Annotated in this window: 26 protein-coding genes; 15 read left to right on the top strand and 11 right to left on the bottom strand. The window is 62.3% G+C overall.

The genetic code is table 11. The annotated features are described in order from the left end of the window. Positions 1 to 224: 224 nt before the first annotated feature. Positions 225 to 1,514, bottom strand: a complete 1,290-nt coding sequence (locus tag FEV16_RS09565) for a hemolysin family protein (protein WP_138167395.1) — start codon at positions 1,512 to 1,514, stop codon at positions 225 to 227. A 20-nt stretch (positions 1,515 to 1,534) separates the two neighbouring features. Beyond that, a complete protein-coding gene (locus FEV16_RS09560) occupies positions 1,535 to 1,960 on the bottom strand; it encodes an Hsp20 family protein (RefSeq protein WP_138167394.1) in 426 nt (141 codons plus the stop codon). A gap of 194 nt (positions 1,961 to 2,154) precedes the next feature. Between FEV16_RS09560 and FEV16_RS09555 the strand changes: the two genes are divergently transcribed. Continuing rightward, a complete protein-coding gene (locus tag FEV16_RS09555) occupies positions 2,155 to 2,601 on the top strand; it encodes a hypothetical protein (protein ID WP_138167393.1) in 447 nt (148 codons plus the stop codon). A 30-nt stretch (positions 2,602 to 2,631) separates the two neighbouring features. Beyond that, entirely contained in the window at positions 2,632 to 3,042 is a 411-nt protein-coding gene (locus FEV16_RS09550; RefSeq protein ID WP_138167392.1) for a DUF6460 domain-containing protein, read from the top strand. 23 nt (positions 3,043 to 3,065) lie between these two features. On the opposite strand, the gene FEV16_RS09545 is transcribed toward FEV16_RS09550, so the two are convergent. Continuing rightward, positions 3,066 to 4,010: an extensin family protein gene (locus FEV16_RS09545; RefSeq protein ID WP_138167391.1), complete on the bottom strand. Its 945-nt coding sequence runs from the start codon at positions 4,008 to 4,010 to the stop codon at positions 3,066 to 3,068. A gap of 354 nt (positions 4,011 to 4,364) precedes the next feature. Here FEV16_RS09545 and FEV16_RS09540 point away from each other — a divergent pair, with 354 nt between their 5' ends. Beyond that, positions 4,365 to 4,850: an SH3 domain-containing protein gene (locus FEV16_RS09540; protein WP_138167390.1), complete on the top strand. Its 486-nt coding sequence runs from the start codon at positions 4,365 to 4,367 to the stop codon at positions 4,848 to 4,850. A 186-nt stretch (positions 4,851 to 5,036) separates the two neighbouring features. Here the strand turns inward: FEV16_RS09540 and FEV16_RS09535 are convergent, their stop codons facing one another. From FEV16_RS09535 to FEV16_RS09510, 6 genes are all read right to left on the bottom strand, one after another. Continuing rightward, positions 5,037 to 5,522 (bottom strand): DUF2852 domain-containing protein, encoded by a 486-nt coding sequence (locus tag FEV16_RS09535; RefSeq protein WP_138167389.1) that lies wholly within the window; start codon positions 5,520 to 5,522, stop codon positions 5,037 to 5,039. Between the two features lie 213 nt (positions 5,523 to 5,735). Then, complete coding sequence (gene minE / locus FEV16_RS09530; RefSeq protein WP_138167388.1) at positions 5,736 to 6,038, bottom strand: cell division topological specificity factor MinE; 303 nt, start codon at positions 6,036 to 6,038, stop codon at positions 5,736 to 5,738. Next, on the bottom strand, positions 6,035 to 6,850 hold the full coding sequence (gene minD / locus FEV16_RS09525) for a septum site-determining protein MinD (RefSeq protein WP_138167387.1): 816 nt from the start codon (positions 6,848 to 6,850) through the stop codon (positions 6,035 to 6,037). Before minD ends, minE begins: the two co-directional genes overlap by 4 nt. A gap of 14 nt (positions 6,851 to 6,864) precedes the next feature. Continuing rightward, on the bottom strand, positions 6,865 to 7,650 hold the full coding sequence (gene minC / locus FEV16_RS09520; protein WP_138167386.1) for a septum site-determining protein MinC: 786 nt from the start codon (positions 7,648 to 7,650) through the stop codon (positions 6,865 to 6,867). Between the two features lie 99 nt (positions 7,651 to 7,749). After that, positions 7,750 to 8,370 (bottom strand): TetR/AcrR family transcriptional regulator, encoded by a 621-nt coding sequence (locus FEV16_RS09515; RefSeq protein WP_138167385.1) that lies wholly within the window; start codon positions 8,368 to 8,370, stop codon positions 7,750 to 7,752. 37 nt (positions 8,371 to 8,407) lie between these two features. After that, positions 8,408 to 9,154: a YebC/PmpR family DNA-binding transcriptional regulator gene (locus FEV16_RS09510; protein WP_138167384.1), complete on the bottom strand. Its 747-nt coding sequence runs from the start codon at positions 9,152 to 9,154 to the stop codon at positions 8,408 to 8,410. Positions 9,155 to 9,258: 104 nt separating this feature from the next. Here FEV16_RS09510 and FEV16_RS09505 point away from each other — a divergent pair, with 104 nt between their 5' ends. From FEV16_RS09505 to FEV16_RS09465, 9 genes are all read left to right on the top strand, one after another. Then, positions 9,259 to 10,200, top strand: coding sequence for a TIGR00730 family Rossman fold protein (locus FEV16_RS09505; protein ID WP_138167383.1), 942 nt, complete (start codon positions 9,259 to 9,261; stop codon positions 10,198 to 10,200). Between the two features lie 99 nt (positions 10,201 to 10,299). Beyond that, the gene (locus tag FEV16_RS09500) at positions 10,300 to 10,644 is read left to right on the top strand and encodes a YidB family protein (RefSeq protein WP_138167382.1); all 345 of its coding nucleotides are present in this window, start codon (positions 10,300 to 10,302) and stop codon (positions 10,642 to 10,644) included. A gap of 195 nt (positions 10,645 to 10,839) precedes the next feature. Beyond that, positions 10,840 to 11,823 carry a GDP-mannose 4,6-dehydratase gene (gene gmd / locus FEV16_RS09495; RefSeq protein WP_138167381.1) on the top strand — a complete coding sequence of 328 codons (984 nt, stop codon included), beginning with the start codon at positions 10,840 to 10,842 and terminating at the stop codon, positions 11,821 to 11,823. 19 nt (positions 11,824 to 11,842) lie between these two features. Beyond that, positions 11,843 to 12,832, top strand: a complete 990-nt coding sequence (locus tag FEV16_RS09490) for a GDP-mannose 4,6-dehydratase (protein ID WP_138167380.1) — start codon at positions 11,843 to 11,845, stop codon at positions 12,830 to 12,832. Positions 12,833 to 12,870: 38 nt separating this feature from the next. Then, entirely contained in the window at positions 12,871 to 14,298 is a 1,428-nt protein-coding gene (locus FEV16_RS09485) for a glycosyltransferase family 1 protein (RefSeq protein WP_138167379.1), read from the top strand. A gap of 184 nt (positions 14,299 to 14,482) precedes the next feature. Further along, positions 14,483 to 15,013, top strand: coding sequence for a hypothetical protein (locus tag FEV16_RS09480; protein WP_138167378.1), 531 nt, complete (start codon positions 14,483 to 14,485; stop codon positions 15,011 to 15,013). A 139-nt stretch (positions 15,014 to 15,152) separates the two neighbouring features. Continuing rightward, the gene (locus FEV16_RS09475; protein ID WP_138167377.1) at positions 15,153 to 16,154 is read left to right on the top strand and encodes an adenosine kinase; all 1,002 of its coding nucleotides are present in this window, start codon (positions 15,153 to 15,155) and stop codon (positions 16,152 to 16,154) included. A gap of 61 nt (positions 16,155 to 16,215) precedes the next feature. Beyond that, positions 16,216 to 16,653 (top strand): FKBP-type peptidyl-prolyl cis-trans isomerase, encoded by a 438-nt coding sequence (locus FEV16_RS09470; protein WP_138167376.1) that lies wholly within the window; start codon positions 16,216 to 16,218, stop codon positions 16,651 to 16,653. A gap of 132 nt (positions 16,654 to 16,785) precedes the next feature. Continuing rightward, positions 16,786 to 18,555, top strand: coding sequence for a patatin-like phospholipase family protein (locus FEV16_RS09465; protein WP_138167375.1), 1,770 nt, complete (start codon positions 16,786 to 16,788; stop codon positions 18,553 to 18,555). An 80-nt stretch (positions 18,556 to 18,635) separates the two neighbouring features. Here FEV16_RS09465 and ubiB read toward each other — a convergent pair whose 3' ends face one another. Further along, positions 18,636 to 20,201, bottom strand: a complete 1,566-nt coding sequence (gene ubiB, locus FEV16_RS09460) for a 2-polyprenylphenol 6-hydroxylase (protein WP_138167374.1) — start codon at positions 20,199 to 20,201, stop codon at positions 18,636 to 18,638. A gap of 136 nt (positions 20,202 to 20,337) precedes the next feature. Beyond that, a complete protein-coding gene (ubiE, locus tag FEV16_RS09455) occupies positions 20,338 to 21,108 on the bottom strand; it encodes a bifunctional demethylmenaquinone methyltransferase/2-methoxy-6-polyprenyl-1,4-benzoquinol methylase UbiE (protein ID WP_171015186.1) in 771 nt (256 codons plus the stop codon). Between the two features lie 110 nt (positions 21,109 to 21,218). On the opposite strand from ubiE, the gene mutM reads away from it, so the two are divergent. Genes mutM through FEV16_RS09440 form a run of 3 tightly spaced genes read left to right on the top strand, consistent with a single transcriptional unit; the run spans position 21,219 to position 23,702 of the window. Further along, positions 21,219 to 22,088: a bifunctional DNA-formamidopyrimidine glycosylase/DNA-(apurinic or apyrimidinic site) lyase gene (gene mutM / locus FEV16_RS09450; RefSeq protein ID WP_138167372.1), complete on the top strand. Its 870-nt coding sequence runs from the start codon at positions 21,219 to 21,221 to the stop codon at positions 22,086 to 22,088. 40 nt (positions 22,089 to 22,128) lie between these two features. Continuing rightward, positions 22,129 to 22,893, top strand: a complete 765-nt coding sequence (locus tag FEV16_RS09445; protein ID WP_138167371.1) for an ABC transporter ATP-binding protein — start codon at positions 22,129 to 22,131, stop codon at positions 22,891 to 22,893. Next, positions 22,890 to 23,702, top strand: coding sequence for an ABC transporter permease (locus tag FEV16_RS09440; RefSeq protein WP_138167370.1), 813 nt, complete (start codon positions 22,890 to 22,892; stop codon positions 23,700 to 23,702). The genes FEV16_RS09445 and FEV16_RS09440 overlap by 4 nt, the downstream gene beginning before the upstream one ends.

Here is a 23,702-nt window from a genome sequence, read left to right as displayed (position 1 = left end):
GGCTGCAGAGCTAATATTTCCAAGGTGTGACATGCTATCTACACTACTGAAAAATAACGACTTTATTGGGATGTGATCCTGTGTTTTTCGGGAATTCTTCCCGAGCGTCAAGACGTATCATTAGAGAGCGCGGAAGACTTCTGACCGGACGTCCTCATGGCGCTTTCGACAGCCGGACAACTGCATCAAACCAACGCTAGGCAGAGCAGGAATCTGAGTCAGCGCTACTGACTCTCTGCGGGCACTTTCGAGGCAAGCACCTTGTCGACGCGGCGGCCGTCGAGATCGACGACCTCGAAGCGCCAACCGAGCTTCTCGACCGTTTCGCCAAGCGTCGGGAAGCGGATAAGCCCATCGAGCACGAGGCCGGCGACGGTCTCATAACTTCTGCTCTCGGGCAGCGAGACGCGCAGCAGCTCGGCCATTTCGTCGACCGGCATCCAGCCGGCGAGCAGCCAGCTGCCGTCGTCGCGCCGGATCGCCTCGGGCTCCTCATCGCCCTCGTTGGACCTGAAGGCGCCGGCGATCGCGTCGAGAATGTCGGCCGGCGTCACCACGCCTTCGAAATGGCCATATTCGTCGTGAACCAGCGCCATCGGCGTCTCGGCTTCGCGCAGGACGTTCAGCGCGTCGAGCGCGTCGATCGAATCGGGCACGACCGGCGCCGGCCGCACATGGGCTTCGATATTGAGCGGCTCGCCACGCAGCGCCGGCCCCAGCAATTCGCGAATGAGCAATACGCCGATCATGTCGTCCATGTCGCCGCGGCTGACCGGCAGGCGCGCGTGCGTCGCTTCGACGAGCTTTTGGCGCAGAACGTCCTCTGGTTCGCTGAGATCGAGCCAATCCACTTCGGCGCGCGGCGTCATCAGCGCGCGCGCGGCGCGGTCGCCCAGACGCAGCACGCCCGCGATCATCTGCTGTTCGTCGGCTTCGATCGAGCCCGCCGAATGCGCCTCGGCGACGAGGGTCTTGATTTCCTCGTCAGTCACCGCGGACTGCAGTTCGCTTGACTGGCCGACGAGCAACAAAATGAGCCTCGTCGACGCATCGAGCAGCCAGACGACGGGCGCGCCGAGCGCGGAAAGAAAGGCCATCGGCGCCGCCATGCGGCAGGCGATGGTTTCCGCGTGACGCAGGGCGATGTTCTTGGGCAGCAATTCGCCGATCACCACCGAGAGATAAGTGATGAAGCCGATGACCCCGCCATAGCCGATCCAGTCCGCGGCCGGGCCCGACAGGCCTTGCGCGCGCAGCTCCTGCGCAAGCCGCTGGCCCAGCGCCGCGCCGGAAAAAGCGCCCGCGAGGACGCCGACAAGCGTGATCCCGATTTGCACGGTGGAGAGGAAACGTCCCGGATTATCGGCCAGCGCCAGAGCGGCGGCGGCGCCGCGGCGCCCTTCCGCGGCCAAAGTCTTCAGCCGAACCTTGCGGGATGAAACGATAGCGAGTTCGGACAACGAGAAAATCCCGTTGATCACGATCAATATTAGCGCGACGGCAAGCTCGAACATGGCTCCTGATAGAGCGCTTCTCAATCGCGCGCTACGATTTCTATTTTTTTAATCACGCGCTCGGGCTCGGGCCGCGCCAGATCGATGGAGAGCAGCCCGTTGACGAGATCGGCGCCGAGCACCTGCATCCCTTCGGCGAGAAGAAAGGCGCGCTGAAACTGCCGCGCGGCGATGCCGCGATGAAGGAAATGGCGTTCCCGCTCCTCGGTCTGTCGACCGCGGATGACGAGCTGGTTTTCTTCGAGCGAGACGTCGAGCTGATCGCGGGTGAAGCCGGCGACGGCGAGCGTGATGCGAAGCAGCTCCGGCGCACTGTCGCTGCGCGGGATGCGTTCGATGTTGTAAGGCGGATAGCCATCCGACGCGGTGCGGGCGACGCGGTCGAGCGCCCGTTCGATTTCATCGAATCCGAGCAGGAACGGCGAATTGAGCGGCGGACGCGACATGTGAATGAAGCCCTGTTGGCGCCTCTTCGGCCAGAACCCTAAAGCGCTCCGGCTATAGCTATATGGCCGAGGCCGTCCGGGCGTTCAAGCGCGGGCGGTCGAGCTGAGGCCAGCGCGAGGCCGCGCCGACGCCATTGACGCGCAAGCCACGAGCGCCCATTTGCGATCAAACTTCTCCATTAAAGTGGCGGCGCATGAGCCAATCACGGCGTGTTTTACTGGCCATTGGCGTTGTCGTCGTCTTTCGAGCGCCGGCGTTCGCTGAGACGCCGCCGCCGATCGTGGCGCCGGAAGGCGAACGCTTCACGCTGACGCCGGCAGAAGGCGGCTATGTGCGGCTGAATAAGGAAACAGGCGCGCTCTCTTATTGTTCGGTGAAGGACGGCGTCACGATATGCCGGCTTGGCGCCGAAGAGCGCGCCGGACTCGAAGCGGAGATCGACCGGCTGCGCAAGGAGAACGCCGCGCTCAAAGCGCGCGCCGAGGCCGCGCCAAATCCGCCTGCGGCAAGGCCGAACGATGCGCCAAATAATGTGCCAAATGAAGAGCAGTTTGAGCGCGCGCTCTCCTTTACCGAGCGGTTTCTGCGCCGCATAATGCGCATCTTCCGCGAAGAGGCGTCGCCCGGAGGCTCTTTGTGAGCCCTAGGACGCGTCCGCAGGAGCGCCCCGATGGCTGATCAGGGACCCTTCGCCAATTGGCCGCATCTCGACAAGCCGCGTCAGCTGGCGCAGCGCGAGGTCCGGCGCGATCTGCTGATGCTACCCGGCTCCGACGAACTTGCACAGGAAACCAGAGAGATGGCGTCGAACAATACGCTTGAAAATTTCCTTGGCGGCTCGCCGCTCAACACTTTCGTGCGGTTGTTTTTTATCTCGCTCGTCGTCGGCGCGCTGCTGATGTGGCTCGAACTGCGGCCGATCGATATTTTCCGCGGCGTACAAGCCTTCTTCGACCGCATCTATCAACTGGGCTTCGGCGCGGTGAGGGAGCTTGTCAGCTATGTGCTCGCAGGCGCCGTTTTCGTCATCCCGGCCTGGCTCATTCTGCGGCTCGTGAATATGGGCGCGGGCAAGCGCTGACGCAGACCGGCGATCGGAGAATACTATAGCCTCCTGCGCCGGCTGATGCTCGAAGTCTGTTCCGTCTCTTCGATGAACTGACCGATCTCGTCGCGCCGCGGCGGCAGCGGCGGAGGCGGAGGCGGGGCATAGGCCTCAGGTCCTGCGACAGGTCCAAAGCCGTCACGTCCGCCCTCGAAGGCGGCGAGCGGCGGCTTGCCGGTCGTGTCATTGTCGGTCTCGTCGTCTTGAGCCGGCGGCGGCGTGCGGCTTTGTGCAATGAGCGGCGACGGATCGGGCGGCGGCAAAGTCTCCTGCGGCTCGGGCTTGCAAATGCTGCGGCCTGAGCGGCCATGTAACGCCAGATCGACGTGAATATGGTTGTAGTGGAAGGCGTTCGAACCCGGCGACAGCACCGTCGAAAAATGGCCGCATGAGCCGCGATGCACGTCCATCAGAAAGGCGCGGGTCTGTTCGTCCCCCCGCCACCAATCGCGCATGAGCGTGATCTCGCGGCCGTCGGCGAGCACAAAGCCGCCGATATCGAGCGCGTTGCCGAAGGAATGTTCCGAAAGCTGCGCCCACCGCTGATTGTTCATGCCGCGGCAGGCATAAGAGCCCATAGAATTGATCTGAACGACCTGCTGTCCGAAACGCGCCTTCGCGGCGGGCTGCACCGTATCGGCGAGCCATGCGTCGAGCTCGGCGACCATCGAGCAGTCGAGCGTGGCGGTGGCGTTAAAGGAGACGGCACCCTCCTGGAGGGCCGTCACTTTGAACGGTCTGGTGAGGCCGCAGATGCCGGGACCGTCGACTTCCTGCGCGAGCGCGATGAATTCGGAAGGATTGACGCGCTTTTCGGCAAGACAGGCGTTTTCAGCCTGGGTGCGCCAAGCCGGCCGCTGAGGCTTCTGCCCGATGGAGCAAGAAGAAAGCGCCGCCGCTGCGAGCGCCAGAAGCGGTAGCAATGGATTGGCGCGGCGGACCATGCCGCGAGGATTGCCGTCGGCGCGTTAATTCAGGGTCGAAAAGTGTAGTTAACGGGCAGATATTTGGGAGGTGTGGCCTGATGGCGACTGCCTGCGGCGGCGGGCGTTGTCGCGCTCCGCCTATCTCGGAAATTTTGTGTAAATCCCCCTCTAGAAAAGCTTTAGGCCTGTCCCAACTGAAAAACAGTCAAGCGCCGCGGTTTGTCTTCTTCTCGTCTCCAGAACAATGAACGAGTCGGAGCATTGCTGAGAGACCGTCAAAGCGGCGTAGTAGAAATCTCCGTCCGCTCGCCCGATATATCTGTGCAACGCAGGAAGACAAAAGTTGTTGTTGTTAATATAGGAGAATTCGTCATGCGAAACATGCTCGCTGCAGCGACGGTCGGCCTTGTCGCTTTTCTTGTCCAGGACATCGCCCAGGCGGCCACCGCCCAAAGTCCGGCCACGCTACGCGCTGGACCGGGAATGTCGTGGCGCAGAATCGGTGAGATCCCGGCCGGAACTGACGTGCAAGTGTTGAGCTGCAACCCGGGCTGGCGTCATAGCTGGTGCCAGGTCCGCTACGGTTCGAAGACGGGATGGGTGAACGCGCCTGCGCTCGGGACGTCCGGATCACAGGTCGTCGTCGCGCCAGTCGTGACGACGAACGCAGCCAGTCTAAAACGGCGCGCGAGCATGTTTTCACGGGTCATCGAAACGATTCCCGGCGGCGAAAAAGTCGACGTTCTTCGCTGTAAAAGCGGGCTCGGCAGGGGCTGGTGCCACGTCTCTTACAACGGCAAGATCGGATTCGTCAGAGGGGGCCTTCTGACGCGGAAAGGGTCCGTCATTCCTCGTTAAGAAAGTCGCGTGCGAGGCGAACCTCTAGCCGCGAGCCGTCGCTGAATCATAGATGCCGCTCGCACAGCGGCGCAGGATTTTTATGTTGTTCTGCTGGCCGGCCGCAAAAAGGTAGAGGCGCAAATCGGACATTCGCCGATTTGCGCCTCTTCTTGTGCAGGTCAGCGCGCCGCGGCCTAAGCGGCTTTACGCGCCTTTGCTCTCGCCGTTCTTGCGGCCGCGCATGAAAGACTCGAATTCCTCGCGGTCGCGGGCGCGGCGCAGCTGCTCAATGTGCTCGGCGAAATCGCGCTCCGCTTCAGCGAGCTTGCGGCGCTCTTCCTCGAGCCGAGCGAGTTCGCCTTCGCGCCATTCGTCGAAAGCGACATTGCCGGTCGAGCGCATGAAGGACGGACCGCCCCAACCCGCCGAAGTCTCGCGGGCGACGCCGCTCACCGCTTCCTTGACGCGCGCGCCCTGCTCCTGGGCGAAGGCGAATAGATCGCCTTCATAGCCCTGGCTCTTCTGCCAAAGCTTCCAGAACAGGATCGCGACGCCGAGCGGCCAGAAGATGAAAAAGCCGAGGATCACCGCCGCGATCTCATAGGGCCTCCAGGGCATCCGCCCGCAATGGCCCCAGGGCGATCCGCGCTCTCCAGACGACGACATGCGGGAATAACGATGGCAGCTCATGATGGGCTCCAGTTTTGTCAACGGCCGCCCGCCGCGAAGCGGGGCCGACACCAATGTAATATGCATTAACATTGGCGCAAAGGGGCGCCTGACCGAAAATCGACTCGCGCCGTAAAAGGTTGTTGAGATCAATGCGCTAGGCGCAACACTCAGCGCGGCGCCTGCGCATTCTCAGGGTCGTCGAAGAGTTGGAAGCTCTCGGGCTGGGAAAACTCAGGCCGCTTTGCCGCTCACATCCTCTTCGAACGCGACATCGCCTTCGAGCGTGGCCTCCGACTCGATCTCGATGTCGATTTCGAGCAGCGAGACATCGTCCTTGCGATGCATCTTCACCATGACCTTATCGGGGTCGACGGCTATGTGCTTGGAGATCGCGGCGAGAACTTCCTTATGCAGAACGCCGATCAGATCGGAATCGCGCGCCGATTTGCGTTCATGCGCGAGAAGAATCTGCAGGCGCTCACGCGCGACCGGCGCGGTGGCGCTGCGGCGCCCGAACAATCCAAAAATATTCATGCCGCCCTCCGACCAAAGAGCCGAACGAACAAACCCTTCTTCTCTGAGGGAATGGTGACCGGCGTTCTTTCGCCGCATAGTCTCTGCGCCGCTTCCGAATAAGCGCGCGCCGCGGCGCTCATCGCATTGTGTAGGATGATCGGCGCGCCGACGTTCGAGGCGCGCAGAACCTCTTCGCTCTCGGGCACGATGCCGATGAGCGGAATGGAGAGAATCTCCAGCACATCGTCGACGCTCAGCATTTCGCCGCGCGCGGCGCGCCCTGCGTCGTAACGGGTGAGAAGTAGATATTTGTCGACCTTCTCGCCTTTTTCGGCGCGTTCGGTCTTGGCGTCGAGCAGGCCGATGATGCGGTCTGAGTCGCGCACCGAGGAGACCTCGGGATTGGCGATGACGACGGCGAGATCGGCGAAGCGCATCGCGAGAGTCGCGCCGCGTTCAATTCCGGCCGGGCTGTCGCAAACGATCCAGTCAAACTTCTCGCGCAATTCGCCGATGACCTTTTGCACGCCCTCTTCCGTCAGCGCGTCCTTGTCGCGCGTTTGCGAAGCGGGCAGCAGATAGAGGTTGTCAAGCCGCTTGTCGCGAATGAGCGCCTGATGCAGCTTGGCGTCGCCCTGCGCGACATTGATGAGGTCGTAGACCACGCGCCGCTCGGCGCCCATCACAAGGTCGAGATTGCGCAGGCCGACGTCGAAATCGACGACTGCGACCTTATGGCCTTGCTGCGCCAGCGCGGCGCCGAGCGCTGCGGTCGACGTTGTCTTTCCCACGCCTCCTTTTCCGGAGGTGACCACCAAAGTTTTGGACATTGTCCCGTCCTCTTTTAATCGAGCCGTGCGATCTTGACCGTCTCGTTGTCGAGCCAGGCCTGAATGGGTTGGCTCTGCATGTTCGCCGAGATTTCTTCGGCGGTGAGATAGACGCCGCAAACCGAGAGCAACTCGGCTTCAAGCCTGCGACAGAAAATTCGCGCGCGCTTCTCGCCATAAGCGCCGGCCATCGCGCGGCCGCGCAGCGTTCCGTAGACATGGACCGAGCCGCCCGCCATGATTTCCGCGCCCGACGCGACGGAGCCGATGACGGTCACGTCGCCCTCAGGGTGATAAATCGACTGGCCGGAGCGCACCGGCTCCAGAAGGATGAGCGGCGCGGCGCTTGGCGCCGGCGCGGCTGACTTGACGCCGGTCGCGCCATCTGAACCGAGAGACTTCGCAATGTCCTTGAAGGCCGCTTCTTCGCTTGAGGTCAGCGACCCGGGACCTGCATCCTTAACGGAATCCGCTTCCGCCGGCGGTTGAGGGGTGGCGCGACCGCCGGCCAGAATCGGCGGCAGTTCGTCCGACGCCCATGAAGGGTCCACGCCGGACAGGCCCATGACGCGGATGCCGCGCCGGCTCAAGTTTTCGAGAAGTTCGCTAAGTTGCGATGGCTCCAGCGTCAGTTTCGCGAGGTCGATGACGATCGACTTCTTGGCGAAGAAGGCAGGAGACTGCGCAAGCAATCCGTCCAATTGCTCGAACCAGTCTTCGATGGGCAGCTCCGGTTCGAGCGTTAGAACGGGAAAGGACCGGCCCCTGAAGCGAATGTGTCTCGAAGACGCTTGCGGCACGACAGCCTCACGCAATTAGGATTTGCTTCATTTGAGGGCGTTAACGTTAATGAAGGATTAAAGACGGCGCGTAATTCGGCGATTGCGCTTTATAAGAGATTAAACCGCCGTGGATTTGGCGCGCGCCGCCACGCTTTCCATCACGCCTTGCGCGGCGCTTTCGAGCACGAGCGCAGGATCTGCGCTTTTCACCGGATCGAAATGACCGGAGATGGTCAACATCGCGACGCCATGCGCGAGCGACCAAATTTGCAGCGCCGCGTAACGCGCGCCTTGCGCGGGCGCGCCCGCTTGCTGCAACCAGGCGACGACGGCGCGCCAAAGAATTTCGAGCGCATGATCGGCGGCGCCGCCCGCTCCGGGATCGGCGAGCGTCTGCGCCCGCCCGAACATTGCCGCGTAGAGTCCGGGCTCGTCCCGCGCGAACTTCAGATAGGCGCCGCACATCGCGCGTAGCGCGCTTTTCGCGTCAGGCCGGCCTTCGTCCCACGCCGCCTCGATTCGCGCGCCAAACGTCTCGAAGCCGCGACGCGCCAATTCACTGATCAGCGCGTCGCGTCCGGTGAAATGGCGGTAAGGCGCGGCGGATGAAACGCCGGCGCGGCGCGCCGCTTCGGTGAGCGTCAGCGCCGCCGGCCCGCCTTCGGCGAGGATTTCCAGAGCGGCGTCAATGAGCGCCTGCTTGAGCGACCCGTGGTGATAGCCCCGCTTGTTGTGCATCTCTCACCCGGAGCGCGCTTGGCGTTATCGCACGGAGCTATCCGGCGAGCTTGGCGACGAGCGCGTCCGAGACCTCGAAATTGGCGTAGACGTTCTGAACGTCGTCATTGTCCTCGAGCGAGCCGACGAGCTTCAAGATCTTCTCGCCCGAATCGTCGTCGACCTTGATCGTGTTCTGCGGGCGCCAGACGAGCGCCGCCTTGCGCGGCTCTCCGAATTTCTCTTCGAGAGCCCTGGCGACGTCGCGCAGCGATTCGAGGGAAGTGATCACTTCATGAGTCTCGTCTGTCGTCGAGACGTCTTCGGCGCCAGCGTCGATCGCCGCCTCCATCATGGCGTCTTCCGTAGCGGCTTTCTTGTCGAATTCAATAAGGCCGACCCGATCGAACATGAAGGAGACGGCGCCGGTCTCGGCGAGCGAACCCCCGGCCTTGGTGAAATAGGACCTCACTTCGCCGGCCGTCCGGTTGCGATTGTCGGTTAACGCCTCGACGATCACGGCGACGCCGCCGGGCGCATAGCCTTCGTAGCGCACCTCATCATAGTTTTCCGCGTCGGCCCCGGAGGCCTTCTTGATCGCCCGCTCAATATTGTCCTTGGGCATGTTCTCCGCCCTGGCGGCGAGAACGGCGGCGCGAAGGCGTGCGTTCATGTTGGGGTCGGGCAGGCCCATCTTGGCGGCGACGGTTATTTCGCGGGCGAGCTTGGAAAAGAGCTTGGAGCGGATCGCGTCCTGCTTGCCCTTCTTGTGCATGATATTCTTGAATTGACTATGCCCGGCCATGCGTGCTCGCCCTGCTCCTTGATAAATCTTCGCCCTCCGGCGTCCGGCGGGTCATATACGCCGGGCAGACACGGAAATAAAGAAAAGCGCCAGGGAGTGCACGGTTGAGCGCAAGCGATGAAGAGGGAAATCCTCGGCCCGAACCCGATGAAGGCGCGCCGTCCCGGCTGCCCGCGCCCCATATCCCTGATCGCGCCGCGGCCGAGCGGCTGCAGGCGATCCTCTCGAGTCCCTCCTACCGCAAGGCCGACGAGGACTTCGAATTTCTGAGCTCGGCCGCAGCGCGCGGTCCGCGCCTCGAACTCGAATACCTCAAGGCCGAATTGCTCCTGCGCCGTCACGGCGTCACCGACACGATCGTCGTCTTCGGTTCGACACGCATCGTCGAACCCGCTCTGGCGGAAAGCCGGCTCGCTGAAGCGCAGGCGCTCGCAAATTCAAATCCCGGCGATGCGACGCTTTCCGCTCGGCTCGCGGTCGCGAAACGCATTTGCGTCAATTCGCGCTACTATGAAATAGCGCGCGAATTTGGCGCGCTCGTCGGCGCGGCGCGAGAGAGCGGGGATCAGCCGCGCCTCGCCATTGTCACCGGCGGCGGTCCTGGGATTATGGAGGCGGCGAACCGCGGCGCTTTCGAGGTCGGCGCCGAGACGGTAGGGCTCAACATCACCCTGCCACACGAGCAGCTTCCCAATAGCTATGTCACTCCGTCGCTTTGCTTGCGTTTTCGCTATTTCGCGCTGCGCAAAATGCATTTCATGCTGCGCGCGCGGGCGCTGGTCGCTTTCCCGGGAGGCTTCGGCACCTTCGATGAGCTGTTCGAGACGCTTACCCTTGTTCAGACCGGCAAGGTCAAGCCGATGCCGATCATTCTCGTGGGCGAGAACTATTGGCGGCGGGCCTTCGACGTCGACTTCCTTCTCGAAGAGGGCGTCATCGAGCCACATGACCGCCTTCTCTTCCGCTACGCCGAAACCGCTCATGACATCTGGCAGGAGATCAGGCGCTGGGGAGAGAGGAACGCAAATCTTCTCTTTGAAGAGTAGTAAGGGCGACGACCTATTCGCTCGCCATTGTAACGCCAACGCCCGCCCCTATCTGACTAGCGGGCGCAGAGGGAACGTTTTTAAGAGAGGAGAATGCCTATGAGCTGGCTGAAAGCGATCGCTGGCGGCGTGATCGGCGCTGAAGCCCTGAGCCTTGTTAAGGATTATGTAGAGAAGCAGGGCGGCATCGACGGCGTCGTCCAGAATTTCGAAACCTCCGGACTAGGCAAGCAGGTCCATTCCTGGATCGGCCTCGGCCCGAACGAAAAAATCAGCGAAATGGATATTAGCAAGGTGATCAACGCCGACAAGCTAAAGGAAATGGCCAAGAACGCGGGCGTCGATCTCGAAAGAGCGAAAGCGCTTCTCGCCCAATATCTTCCCGAGGCTATCGACAAAGCCACGCCGGAAGGCAAGCTGCCGCCGCCCGATCAAAAGTCGTAAGAGGCCGCGGCGTCGTTTTCCGCCGTCTTCGGCGGGGCGCCCTGTTTTGCCCCACGCTCTTGCTTCGGGCGCCCCGATTTTGTAATTCCCATCGCGCGCGCCCTCGTGCAGCCGTCGAAACGGCCTGGGCAAAGGATGCCCTGCGGAGGCTTCGCCTTCGCAATAGGCTTCGGCCATTTTTGAATAGGACCATTGATGAGCAAGCGCGCGATAGTGACGGGCGTTACAGGACAAGACGGCGCTTATCTTTCTCAATTACTGCTCGACAAAGGCTATGAGGTCCATGGCGTCGTGCGTCGCTCGTCGCACCGGGGCGTCGAAGATCATCGCCTGCGCTGGCTCGGCATCAGCGGCAAACTGCATTTGCACGACGCCGATCTGGCGGATCTTTCAAGCCTGCTCCGCACCGTTGAAGAGGTCCGGCCCGACGAAATCTACAATCTTGCGGCGCAATCCTACGTCGCCTCTTCTTGGCGCCAACCCATCCTTACCGCGAACGTCACCGCCGTCGGCGTGACCAATGTGCTTGAGGCGATGCGGCTGGCCGCGCCGAAGGCGCGATTCTATCAGGCGTCGTCGTCGGAAATGTACGGGCTCATCCAGGAGCCGATGCAAAGCGAGAAAACGCCATTCTATCCCCGCAGCCCTTACGCCGTGGCGAAGCTCTATGGCCATTGGATCACGGTGAATTATCGGGAAAGCTTCGGCCTGCACGCTTCCTCGGGCATTCTCTTCAATCATGAGAGCCCGCTGCGTGGCGTAGAGTTCGTGACCCGCAAAGTGACAACTGGCGTTGCCGCAATCAAACTCGGCTACGCTAAGGAATTGCGTCTCGGAAACATTGACGCCAAGCGCGACTGGGGCCACGCCAAAGACTATGTGCGCGCCATGTGGCTGATGCTCCAGCAGGAGAAGGCCGACGATTATGTCGTCGCCACAGGGGTCACCACCACGGTTCGCGACATGTGCCGCATCGCTTTCGACCACGCCGGCCTCGATATGGAGAAATTTGTCGTCATCGACCCGGCCTTCTATCGTCCGGCGGAAGTGGATATCCTGCTCGGCGATTCCAGCAAGGCGCGACGGGCGCTCGGCTGGAAGCCAGAAATTGATCTCCGCCAGATGATCTGCGAGATGGTCGACGCCGACCTCGAGCGGTTGCGGCGCGAGGCCGCCTAATCTGAAAAGAGCGCACACGATGGCCGCCTTCGAGCGCATCTTGGTCACAGGCGGCGCCGGTTTCGTCGGCGGCCACCTCTGCGCGGCCTTGGCCAAAGCCTATCCTCAAGCCGCGCGCGCACTGCTGCTGCGTCCCGGCGAGCGCGGCGGCCATGAAGGCTTCGAAGCCGCCGCTGCCGACCTCGTGGATGAAGCGGCGATCGACGCGCTGATCGCCAAGTTGCGACCAGACCTCATTGTCCATCTGGCGGGACAATCTTCTATCAACCGTGCGCTCCACGCAGGCGAGACAACTTGGCGGGTGAATTTTCACGGCACCTTCGCTCTGGGCGCGGCGACCGCCCGTCACTGCCCCGCGGCGGTTTTTCTCTTCGCCTCCTCGGCGTCGGTCTATGGCGAAAGCTTTCGCGACGGCGTCTTGAGCGAAGAAGCGCCGGTTCGGCCGGTCGACGCCTACAGTCGTTCGAAGGTCGCCGCGGAACACGCGCTCGCCGATCTTCGCGCGCCCGAAGGGCGACTGATCGTCGCGCGGCCCGTCAATCATTCGGGACCGGGCCAGCGCAATCGCAATTTTGCGCTCGCCTGGTTTGCAGCGCAGATCGCCGCCATCGAAGCAGGACGCGTCGAGCCTCTCATCAAAGTCGGCGATCTCTCCAAGGCGCGCGATTTTCTTGACGTGCGCGACGTCGTCGACGCTTATATGCGGCTAATCGAAAAAGCGTGCGATCTGCCACAGCCCGAGTCGATCTTCAACATCGCTTCAGGAAAAGCGCATCGGATGGCGTCGCTGCTTGAGCGGATGCGCGCGCGCTCCGATGCGCAGTTCGGAGTCGAGGTGGATCCGGCGCTACTGCGCCCGGAAAGCGACGTCGCCAGCGTCGCCTGCGACGCGACGAAGCTGACCGAAGCGACTGGCTGGCGCCCGCGCCACGATATCGACGGCATGCTGCAGGCGCTTCTCGACGACGCCCGAGCGACCGAAACGCACGCCGCAGAGGAATCTGCTTAGGCGAGCGGACGTGAGCAAGCGGCCATGAGCGAAGGATTATGAGCGAGCGGCAAAATCGAGAGCGCGAAGAGGACCGCGAACGTATCCGACTGCTCGAATTCCAGCTCGATCATTTGCGCGCCGAACTCCTGCATCTGACCAATGAACGCTATCGGCTGATCTACTCCGTCGCCGGCCATATCTACCGCTTTCTTCGCCCGATCGAGGCGTTCATCGCCGACGCCGCTAATGCCTTCGCCGCGCGCTTTCGCCAGCCGCCGCCCGCGCCACCGAAGCAAGTGGCCGCCGAGGGCGCCGCTCCAAGGATTCGAGGCGCGCCGCTGCCCGGTCGCCGGCTGCTGGTCGACGTGACGGGAACGATCAAGCGCGACGCCGGCACCGGCATACAGCGCGTCGTCAAGGAAGTGACGCGCGGCCTCTATAGCGGCGAAAGCTTCGATATGCCGGCCATGGCCGTTCGCTGCGAGAACGGCCGACTGTTGACAGCTAATGGCTTCGTCGCCGAGCTCGTCGGCGGCGACGCGACGCCGGATTCAGAGATCTCGATCGCTGGCGGCGACCGTTTTCTGATGCTTTCAGACAGCTGGAACGCTTTCGAAGAGCTCGCGCCGATTTTTGCAAAGATTCGTGACGAGGGCGGCGAAATCGTCACCTGCATCTTCGATCTCATTCCCGAACTGTATCCGCACGCCTGCCATGAAGTGACCGTGCCGCGCTATCGCGCCTGGCTGCGCAAGGCGCTACTCGAGAGCGACAGCTTTTTGGCGATTTCGCGAACAGTCGCCGACGAGCTCGCCGACTATGTCGCTGCGCAAGCGCTTCCGCATCGTCCCGGCCTCAAGATCGGCTGGTTTCATTGCGGCTCCGACCTTGCGCTACGCACCGGCGCCGCGCCGCGAGAAAAGGTGCGAGCGGCAGTCGCAGGCGATGCGCCGGCGTTCCTCGCCGTCGGCACGATCGAACCGCGCAAGGGGCAACGGGTCGCGATCCGCGCTTTTGAAGAACTCTGGGCGAAGGGGCGTGACGTCCGGCTGATTGTCGTCGGCCGGCGCGGCTGGTTTGAAGAAGCGGTGGTGAGCGAAATTCTCATGCACAGCGAATTCGGCCGGCGGCTCTTTTGGTTCGACGACGCCGACGACGACGAGCTTTCCTTCCTTTATGACCATGCGGCGGCTTTGATCTTCCCGTCCTATGCGGAGGGCTTCGGGCTTCCGATCGTTGAAGCTGCGCGGCGCGGCCGCCCAGCAATCTGCAGCGATATACCCGTCTTTCGCGAAGTTGGCGGCGCCGGCGCGCTCTATTTTCGGGTCAATGACGCAAAGGCGCTGGCGGAGACGATCGCCGATTTTCTCGACGGTCGCCGCTTCGCCGACCCGGCCCAGGTCTTGTGCATCGCCTGGCGCGACTCGGCGCGGCGCATCGTCGAAGTCATCGCGCGCGAAGACTGGAGCCGAAGTCTCCCATAATCGGCCGGGTTGCATCGCAACATCACGATCGCCGCATTCCGTGCTCCGCCAAAGCATGGTAGAGAGGCGCCGACTGGTCGTGCGGCCCGGCCCGCGCCTTTGCGGCGCGCTGAGCCGCACGGCTTTTCGCTTCTACTGCGGGCAGGGCTTTCGCCTTCTCCACGCGACAACGGAAACGCTCTCCATGCCGATCAATATTCCGCTTCTCAATGAGCAGACGCCGCAGACGGTGCTCAAGATGATCAAGCTTGAAGCGTCGCAACTGTCCCTGCCGGACTCACGCGAACTGATGTGGGGCGCCTTCGGCGCCTATGCTGTGCTGCAGGCGATTGCCCAGGCGTTCAATCATTCTGTGCTCGGCAGCCTGCTCTACGGAGCGCTGAGCGCTGGCATTCTTTACGGCGCGACTTACGGCCTGTTGCGCGTTTTGAAGGAGGACGCGAAGTTTCAGCGCACGGCGACGGCGCTCGCCATCATGGGGGCCCTTGCGGCCCTCGCCTATATCATTCTGCACCTCGTCTTCGGCATTGCGCTGCCGCCGCCGCTGCCGACCGAAAAGCTGCTGCGCTTTCTGCTCTTTCCTATTCTGATCTGGATGGTGTTTATGTACGCCTTCCTTTTCCGGCATGTCTCGCTGCGCCCGGTGCCGGCTTTCGTGGCGGCGTCGTTCTACGTCATCGTCATCGAAGTGATTCTGTCACCGATTTGCCGATAGAAGCGAATGCGTTCGTTTCGCTCGCTTATTCGCGAATGCCGATGCTTCGCGTGTGATCGACTGGCCCGCGCCGCAATGTTAAACACCACGCCGGCGCCGCAGAGGCGCACAATCTTTCCTCAACGGATTATCGACTCGCATGACCTCATCCATTGACGTGCTCGGCATCGGCAACGCCATCGTCGACACGATCGCGCGCGCCGAAGACAACGATCTGCTTCAGGCCGGCCTGCGCAAGGGATCGATGACGCTTGTCGATGCGGCGCGCGCCACCGAGCTATACGCCGGTATGGGCCCGACAATGGTGATCTCCGGCGGCTCGGCCGCCAACACCATGGCGGGCCTCGCGAGCCTTGGGCGCGCCGCCGGATTCGTCGGCAAGGTGAAGGAAGATGACGCAGGACGCGAGTTCGCGCATGACATTCGAAAAGCCGGCGTCGCCTTCGATACGCCCGCCGCCGTGGACGGCGCCGCGACCGCGCGCTGCCTGATTTTCGTGACGCCAGACGGCCAGCGCACGATGAACACTTATCTCGGCGCCTGTCAGGCGCTTGCGCCAAACGACATCGACGAGGAGACGGTCGCGCGCGCGAGGGTTCTCTATATGGAGGGCTATCTTTGGGATCCGCCGGGCGCCAAGGAGGCTTTTCTCAAGGCGGCGAAGATCTCACGCGCCAACGGCCGCAAAGTGGCGCTGACACTTTCCGATAGTTTCTGCGTCGATCGCTATCGCGGCGAATTCCTCTCGCTCATTCGCGATCGCGTCGTCGACATCGTTTTCGCCAATGAAAGCGAATTGCACGCGCTCTATGAAACTGGCGATTTCGACACGGCGCTGGCGGCGCTCCGCGCCGAAGACGGACTTCTCGGCGTCGTCACGCGATCGGAAAAGGGCTGTGTCGTGGCGAATGGCGCGAGCGCCGTCGCGGCGCCCGCCTTTCCTGTCGAAGAGGTGGTCGACACGACCGGCGCCGGCGATCTTTTCGCCGCTGGTTTTCTCGCGGGCTATACGCAGGACATGCCGCATGAACGTAGCGCCATGCTTGGCGCGCTCGCCGCCGCTGAGATCATCTCCCATGTCGGCGCCCGGCCGCAGAAGGATTTGCTGCAGCTCGCCCGCGACAATGGCGTGCTGAATTAACGCGGCCTTCCTCGACCCAAGAGGATCGGGCAGGGAACTTGAAAGCTGGAGGAAACAAAAGATGCGCCTTGTCTCCAAAACACTTCTTGCCGCCTTCGCCGCAGTCGCGAGCCTCGCGATCACTGTCAATGCGCGCGCCGAAGAGCAGATGACAAAGAGCCTGACGGGCCTTCAGTACAAGGACACGAAGGTCGGAACCGGCGCGCCCGCCAAAGTCGGTCAGACCGCCGTCGTGCATTACACCGGCTGGCTCTACAACAATGGCGAGAAGGGCAAGAAATTCGACTCGTCGCGCGATCGCGGCCAGCCGTTCGAATTCCCGCTCGGCCAGGGTCAGGTGATCAAGGGCTGGGACGAGGGCGTCGAAGGCATGAAGGTCGGCGGCAAGCGCACGCTGGTCATCCCGCCGGATCTCGGTTACGGCGCGCGCGGCGCGGGCGGAGTCATTCCGCCGAACGCCTGGCTGATCTTCGACGTGGAGCTGGTCGGGGTGAAGTAGGAGATAGCCGAAGCCTTAGCCCAAAGGCTCGAACGGAAAAATCGCGCGCGCCATGAACAATGAGGCGCGCGCGTCTTCAATCATTCATAGCCGCATAATTTATCGCCTCCCTATTTGAAGGAGGATTCTCACGTGAATTCCAAGGAAAACGCCTTCGAGCATCCGGATAAAGTCTGCGACATCGTCATGAAGGGCGGGATCACCAGCGGCGTCGTCTATCCGCTGGCGCTCGTCACGCTCGCGAAGCAATATAGATTCGCCAATATCGGCGGCACATCGGCCGGGGCGATGGCGGCTTCGGCGGCCGCCGCTGCAGAATATGGCCGCTTCAGCGAAACGGGCGGCTTCGCGCGGCTCGAAGAAGTGCCGAACGAGATCGGTCCGAATTTGCGGCGCTTGTTTCAGCCGACGCCCGCCTTGCGGCCGTTGTTTGATATTTTCGTCGCTGCGCTGGAGGCGAAATCCAAGCGCCAACGAATCACAGGTGCCATGCGCGCCGCCGTAACCGGCTATCCCAACGCGGTCGCGATCGGCGCGGTTCCGGGAATCGCCGCAATTGTCCTCATGTCGTCGAGCGGCTGCGGGCCATTGGCCGCGTTCCTCGCCGGCGGCGTCATCGGCCTCGTCGGCGTCGCCGTCGCGATCCTGTGGCGGATATATCGCGCGCTCGCCATCGAGCTTCCCGCCAATGATTACGGCCTTTGCCCCGGCATAACCCAGCCGGGTGGCGAGGGCGAAGGCTTCACGGATTGGCTCGCGCGCCTTATCGAAGAGACGGCGGGCCGCAAGGAAAACGCGCCGCTCACTTTCGGCGATCTCGAAAAGCCCGACGGCCGCCGTCATGAAATCAGGCTTCTGATGATGACGACGAGCCTGATGGAAATGCGTCCCTATACGCTGCCGCTCGACAGCGACTCGGGCTCAGGCGACGGCGAAACCTATGGATTCGTCTTCGAACTCGGCGAATGGCGAAAGCTCTTTCCAGCGCCCGTTATCGACTATCTTGCGCGCGTCTGCCGACCGTTCGAGACGACGCAGGGGGAAAAGGGCGAATTCTTCCGCTTCCCCGACAGGGACAAATTGCCGGTTGTCGTCGCCGCGCGCATGAGCTTGAGCTTTCCCGGCCTCATCAGCGCCGTGCCGCTCTGGCGGCGGGATTTTCTCTACCGAGAAAAAGGCGACCAGCAGCGGCTGCGGCGCTGCCTGTTCAGCGACGGCGGGCTCTCCAGCAATTTCCCGATCCATTTCTTCGATCGGCTCTTGCCCAATCATCCGACCTTCGCCATATCGCTCGACGTCTACGACGAGAAGCGCAGCAGCGGCGGCCCCGACGACCGCGTCTGGCTGAATAAAAAAGCGCGGGAAGGAATCAATCGTCCCGTCATCGCATTCGAAGGCCTCGTCCCATTCTTTCTGCGGCTCGTCGATTCGGCGAAGGATTGGCAGGATAATCTGCAGAGCGTTCTGCCCGGCTATCGCGAGCGCATCGCGCATATCGGCCTTAAAGGCGAGGAAGGCGGCCTCAATATCGCGATGGACGCGACGACGATTGGCCGCCTTGCCGATCTCGGCCGGCAAGCCGGCGAACGCCTCGAAGAATTCAATCTCGACGAGCATCGCTGGCGGCGTTTTCTCGTCGCCATGGCGCGCGTCGAGCAAACGCTCGATGAAGTGGCCCAGTCTTATGACGGTGTGAAAGGCGCCGAGCCGTTTCGCGATTTTCTCGCCCGCTATCCAGATCTGGCGTCCGAATATAAGCAAACGCCCCAGGAAATCGCCGAAATGCTGAAGCGCGGCGAGGAACTCGCAAAGCTCGGGAAAGAGTGGCGCAACGAACCGCGAATTCGCGACGGCAAGATTCCCCGGCCTCGAACAGCGCTGCGCATCACGCCGATCCCTTAGAGCGCGGCTCGCGAAAAAGTGGAATCCGGTTTTTCGCGCAGAGCGCGCTCTAACTTTTGTGATCTAAGGCGGAAGGAAGTTCAGCCGCGCAGCAGCCAAACGGCGAGAAGGAATAGCGCGACGAGCGCGAGCAGGAACCAGCGGTCCGAGCGTCGGCGGGCCTCAGCGAGCGCCTCAATCGAATGCGGCGAAAGATCGACGCCGCGCTCAGACATTTCGCTCACGCGCTGAATCGCGGTTTCGGCTTCTTGCAATGTCTGCGGAAGGCGCGTCGCGAGCTTCGCGAGCTCCGTGACGCTTCTGCTCGCGTCTTCGATCTTCGCCTTGACGCCGAGGTTCTCTTCGATCCAGGAGCGCACGACGGGATCGCACGTCTTCCAGATGTCGAGCGTCGGATCATAGGTGCGGGCGACGCCTTCGGCGACGACCATGGTTTTTTGCAAGAGCACCAGTTCGGTGCGTGTGCGCATGTCGAAGAGCGCTGTCACTTCGAAGAGCAAGGTCAACAGCCGCGCCATCGAAATATCGGCGGCGCTGATCGTATGCATCGGCTCGCCGATCGCGCGCAGCGCCTGCGCGAACTCTTCGGTCGAATGGCTCGCGGGGACATAGCCCGCCTCGAAGTGAACCTCAGCGACGCGCTTATAGTCGCGAACGATGAAGCCGTAGAGGATCTCGGCGAGGAAACGGCGCTCCTTCAAACCGAGGCGGCCCATAATGCCGAAGTCGATGGCGACGAGCCTTCCCTTCTTGTCGACGAAGAGATTGCCCTGATGCATGTCGGCATGGAAGAAACCGTCGCGCATGGCGTGGCGCAGAAAGGACTGCAGCACGTTGCGGCCGATCGCCTTCAGGTCATGGCCCTCGGCTGCGACACGCTCGATGTCCGACAAAGGGATGCCATCGATCCATTCGAGCGTCAGCACTTCACGATCGGTGCGGCTCCAGTCGACGCGGGGAACATGAATCTCGGGATCGCCGGCGACATTGTCGGCGAATTCGGATGCCGCCGCCGCCTCGAGACGGAAGTCGGTTTCGAGCCTCACCGTGCGCGCCAGCGTATCAACGACCTCGATCATGCGCAGTCGTCGCGCTTCCGAGGAATAGCGCTCGGCAAGCCGCGCGATCCGATACATGTCGCGCAGATCCACTGCGAATTGATGTTCTATTCCCGGCCGCAGCACTTTCACTGCGACCTTACGCACGCCCTCCCTAGACTGCGCCTCTGCGACATGCACCTGCGCGACGGACGCCGCGGCGACAGGCTCGCCAAAGGAGACAAAGAGCTCGTCTATGCTTCGGCCAAGCGCTTTTTCGACGATGGCGACGGCCTTGTCGTAACCGAAGGGCTCCATCCGATCTTGCAGCGCGGTGAGCGCGTCGGCGATCTCGCCGCCGACGATGTCTGGACGCGTCGCCAGGAACTGCCCGAGCTTCACATAGGAGGGGCCGATCTGCGCCAAAGCACGCACGAGCGCCTTGCCCGCGCCGTCGCGCTTGCCGCCGGCGAAGAGATTGGCGAAGCGCACGAGCGGCGCCGCCGCCGGCGGCAGGAGCGCGGGATCAAGAAGCGCAAAGACGCCTTCGCGCGCCATGATGTAGCCGGCGCGCGCCAGACGATAGAAGTGACCGACGCCTAAAATCACGAATGCCGCCGCTCTTTAGATCACGCTGCATTTGAGCAGAAGCGCCCAAATGCAGACGTGATCAATTCCAAAAAATTAGAGCGCGCTTTGCGCGAAAAACCGGGTTCCACTTTTCGCGAGCCGCGCTCTTTAAAGATCAGCTCTTCCAGCCGGAATGAATCGCCACCACGCCGCCGGTCAGCCGCTCATAGCCCGTGCGGCGAAAGCCCGCCCTGCGGATCATGCGTTCGAATTCTTCCGCGCTCGGGAATTTGCGGATCGATTCGACAAGATAGCGGTAAGGCTCCGAGTCTCCAGCGACGAATTTGCCGATCGTCGGAATGACATTGAACGAATAGGCTTCATAAAGCTTGTCCAATCCCGGGACGGCGACTTGCGAAAACTCAAGGCAGAGGAAGCGGCCGCCGGGTTTCAGAACGCGATAGGCTTCCGCAAGCGCGACGTCGATGCGCGGCACGTTGCGAATGCCGAAAGCGACCGTGTAGCTGTCGAAATGCGCATCAGGAAATGGCAGCGATTCGGCGTTGGCCTGCACGAACTCGACGCCGGAAAGCCCGCGCTCGCGCGCGCGGTCGCGGCCGACTTCGAGCATGTCGCCATTGATGTCGAGCACGACGATTTCCGCGTCATGCGCCGCGCTGGCCGCGATCCGGAAGGCGACGTCGCCCGTGCCGCCGGCAACGTCGAGATGACGAAAACCACTGCGCCCGCGCGCATTGACCTTGGCGGCGAAAGTGTCCTTCCACAGCCGGTGCATGCCGCCCGACATGAGGTCGTTCATGATGTCATAGCGCCGCGCGACCTTATGAAAGACGTCGTCGACGAGGCCCTGCTTCTCGCTTAAGGGAACCTCGGAATAGCCGAAATGGGTCGAGCCCTCTCGGTCGGAACTTCGATCAATCATCAGGCGCTCGGGTGACGAGGAAGGAAGGGGACGGTATAGCCTGTCGCCGAGCCGGTGGCTACGCCCGCGCCGCCGTGGGGCGCGCAGGCTCCTGACGGGATTAACCTAGATTTATGCCTGAACTGCCCGAAGTCGAAACGGTGCGGCGGGGATTGGCCCCGGCGCTCGTCGGCGCGACGATCGAGCGCGTCGAGCTCCGCCGCCATAATCTGCGCTTTCCTTTTCCCGAGCGCTTCGCATCTCGTCTTCAGGGCAGACGCGTTCTCGATCTTCGCCGTCGCGCAAAATATCTCATGGCCGATCTTGATGACAGCGATTCGCTCATCATGCATCTCGGCATGAGCGGCTCATTCCGCATCGATGAAGAGACGCCAGGCGCAACCCACCACAAGCGCGACAAGAACGCCGCGCATGATCACGTCATCTTCCATCTCTCTCACGGGAAGCGCGTCATCTACAACGATCCGCGCCGCTTCGGTTACATGCTGCTCATTCCCACGCATGGGATCGATGGGGACAAGCTTTTTCGCGACCTCGGCGTCGAACCTTTAAGCGATGCGCTCGACGGAGCGTTCCTTGCGCGCGCCTTTCGCGGGCGCGCTGCGCCGGTCAAGGCGCTTCTGCTCGACCAGCGTCTCATCGCCGGCCTCGGCAATATCTATGTCTGCGAGGCGCTTTATCGCGCGCGCATATCGCCGCTGCGCGCCGCAAGGTCCCTTGTTACGGAAAGCGGCAAGCCTTCCGCCGCTTTGGCGCGGCTGCCTCGGGCGATCAAGGATGTTTTGAAGGATGCGCTGAAAGCGGGCGGCTCGTCGCTGCGCGATCATCGCCAGATTGACGGCTCGCTCGGCTATTTCCAGCATAGTTTCCGCGTCTATGATCGCGAAGGCGCAGCCTGCCCGACTCCCGGCTGCAAGGGAACAATTACCCGAGTCGTCCAATCCGGCCGATCCACCTTTTATTGTCCGCGCTGCCAGAAGTGACGCCCTTGCGAGGCCGGCCGCGGGGGGCTTAATAACGCCCATGTCCCAAACCGCAGTCGCGCCAGCGCCGACGCTTTCCGTCTCCGGCCTTTCGAAAAGTTACGATAATCGCAGAGTGGTCGGCCCGCTCGATTTCTCGCTCGACCCCGGCTCCGTCACGGGCCTCCTCGGCGGCAATGGCGCCGGCAAGACGACCACCATCGGCATGGTGATGGGGCTGATCGAGCCGACGGAAGGTTTGATCCGCGCCTTCGGCTACGACATGTCGCGCGAGCGCTACGGCGCGCTCGGCCGCATGAATTTCGAAAGCCCCTATGTCGACATGCCGCATCGCCTCACCGTGCGGCAGAACCTGCGCGTCTTCGGGATGCTTTACGACGTCAAAGATCTTGACGAAAAGATCAAGCGGCTTTCGAAAGATCTCGCGCTTGACGACTTCCTCGACCGGCAGACGGGCCGTTTGTCCGCAGGCCAGAAGACTCGCGTCGCCATCGCCAAATCGCTGATCAACGACCCGCAGCTGTTGCTGCTCGACGAACCTACGGCCTCGCTCGATCCGGACACGGCGGACTGGGTGCGCGCGCGACTGGAAACGCATCGGCGCACGCATAATTGCGCCATCCTGCTTGCCTCGCACAATATGGGCGAGGTCGAGCGTCTGTGCGACCGCGTGTTGATGCTGAAAGACGGAACGCTCGTCGACGACGATTCGCCCGTAAATCTCCTCTCGCGCTACGGCCGGGACACGCTCGAAGAAGTGTTTCTCGACGTCGCCCGCGGCCGCCTCAACGGAACGGCCGCATGAATTTCTCCTTCAAGCGCGTCGGCGCGATGGTGCTACGTTACGCCTATCTTCTGCGCGCCTCTCGCACGCGCGTGCTCGACATCATCTATTGGCCCGCAATCCAGCTGCTCACCTGGGGATTCTTGCAGACCTATCTCGTGCGCGCCGGCGCGCTCGCTGCGCCGGGCGGCGCGGCGCAGGCCGCCGGCACGCTCATCGGCGCCATTCTTCTGTGGGACATTCTGCTGCGCGGCCAACAAGGCTTCTGCTTCTCCTTCATCGAGGAAATGTGGTCGCGCAATCTGCCGAATATTTTGATGAGTCCGCTTCGGCCTGTTGAATTCGTCGGCGCGCTTGTCACGATGAGCCTTATTCGGCTCGCCGTCGGCGTTCTTCCCGTGACGATCATGGCGATTCTGTTCTTCGGCTTCAATCTCTGGGCGCTCGGGATCGCTTTCGCCGCCTTCTTCGTCGTGCTGATGTTTTTCGCCTGGAGCGTTGGCCTATTCGTCTCCGGCATTCTGCTCCGTTTTGGACTTGGCGCGGAAAATCTCGTCTGGTCGCTGATGTTCTTCGTGCAGCCGCTCGGCGCCGTCTATTATCCGGTGACGACGCTGCCGAATTGGCTGCAGCCGTTCTCCTGGATGCTGCCGCCGACCTATGTGTTCGAAGGTTTGCGCGGCGTATTGATCGACCACGTCATCCGCTGGGATTTGCTCGCGCAAGGCCTCGCCATCGACGTGTTTCTGTTCGCCGCCGCATCGGGCGCGTTCGGCTTGTTGCTGCAAAGCGCGCGGCGCGCCGGCACTTTGCTGCAGACGGGAGAATGA

The organism is Methylocystis sp. B8 (assembly GCF_005771425.1).
Classification (GTDB): domain Bacteria; phylum Pseudomonadota; class Alphaproteobacteria; order Rhizobiales; family Beijerinckiaceae; genus Methylocystis.
This window is presented reverse-complemented; position numbering and strand designations above follow the sequence as displayed.

Bases quoted from the DNA above. Each gene is read 5' to 3' on its own strand.
- FEV16_RS09550 (WP_138167392.1), top strand. From the start codon at position 2,632: ATGGCTGATCAGGGACCCTTCGCCAATTGGCCGCATCTCGACAAGCCG.
- minD (WP_138167387.1), bottom strand. From the start codon at position 6,850: ATGTCCAAAACTTTGGTGGTCACCTCCGGAAAAGGAGGCGTGGGAAAG.
- FEV16_RS09540 (WP_138167390.1), top strand. From the start codon at position 4,365: ATGCGAAACATGCTCGCTGCAGCGACGGTCGGCCTTGTCGCTTTTCTT.
- gmd (WP_138167381.1), top strand. From the start codon at position 10,840: ATGAGCAAGCGCGCGATAGTGACGGGCGTTACAGGACAAGACGGCGCT.
- mutM (WP_138167372.1), top strand. From the start codon at position 21,219: ATGCCTGAACTGCCCGAAGTCGAAACGGTGCGGCGGGGATTGGCCCCG.
- FEV16_RS09545 (WP_138167391.1), bottom strand. From the start codon at position 4,010: ATGGTCCGCCGCGCCAATCCATTGCTACCGCTTCTGGCGCTCGCAGCG.
- FEV16_RS09565 (WP_138167395.1), bottom strand. From the start codon at position 1,514: ATGTTCGAGCTTGCCGTCGCGCTAATATTGATCGTGATCAACGGGATT.
- FEV16_RS09440 (WP_138167370.1), top strand. From the start codon at position 22,890: ATGAATTTCTCCTTCAAGCGCGTCGGCGCGATGGTGCTACGTTACGCC.
- FEV16_RS09470 (WP_138167376.1), top strand. From the start codon at position 16,216: ATGCGCCTTGTCTCCAAAACACTTCTTGCCGCCTTCGCCGCAGTCGCG.
- FEV16_RS09510 (WP_138167384.1), bottom strand. From the start codon at position 9,154: ATGGCCGGGCATAGTCAATTCAAGAATATCATGCACAAGAAGGGCAAG.
- FEV16_RS09515 (WP_138167385.1), bottom strand. From the start codon at position 8,370: ATGCACAACAAGCGGGGCTATCACCACGGGTCGCTCAAGCAGGCGCTC.
- minE (WP_138167388.1), bottom strand. From the start codon at position 6,038: ATGAATATTTTTGGATTGTTCGGGCGCCGCAGCGCCACCGCGCCGGTC.
- FEV16_RS09480 (WP_138167378.1), top strand. From the start codon at position 14,483: ATGCCGATCAATATTCCGCTTCTCAATGAGCAGACGCCGCAGACGGTG.
- FEV16_RS09535 (WP_138167389.1), bottom strand. From the start codon at position 5,522: ATGAGCTGCCATCGTTATTCCCGCATGTCGTCGTCTGGAGAGCGCGGA.
- FEV16_RS09500 (WP_138167382.1), top strand. From the start codon at position 10,300: ATGAGCTGGCTGAAAGCGATCGCTGGCGGCGTGATCGGCGCTGAAGCC.
- FEV16_RS09485 (WP_138167379.1), top strand. From the start codon at position 12,871: ATGAGCGAGCGGCAAAATCGAGAGCGCGAAGAGGACCGCGAACGTATC.
- FEV16_RS09445 (WP_138167371.1), top strand. From the start codon at position 22,129: ATGTCCCAAACCGCAGTCGCGCCAGCGCCGACGCTTTCCGTCTCCGGC.
- FEV16_RS09555 (WP_138167393.1), top strand. From the start codon at position 2,155: ATGAGCCAATCACGGCGTGTTTTACTGGCCATTGGCGTTGTCGTCGTC.
- FEV16_RS09475 (WP_138167377.1), top strand. From the start codon at position 15,153: ATGACCTCATCCATTGACGTGCTCGGCATCGGCAACGCCATCGTCGAC.
- FEV16_RS09490 (WP_138167380.1), top strand. From the start codon at position 11,843: ATGGCCGCCTTCGAGCGCATCTTGGTCACAGGCGGCGCCGGTTTCGTC.
- FEV16_RS09560 (WP_138167394.1), bottom strand. From the start codon at position 1,960: ATGTCGCGTCCGCCGCTCAATTCGCCGTTCCTGCTCGGATTCGATGAA.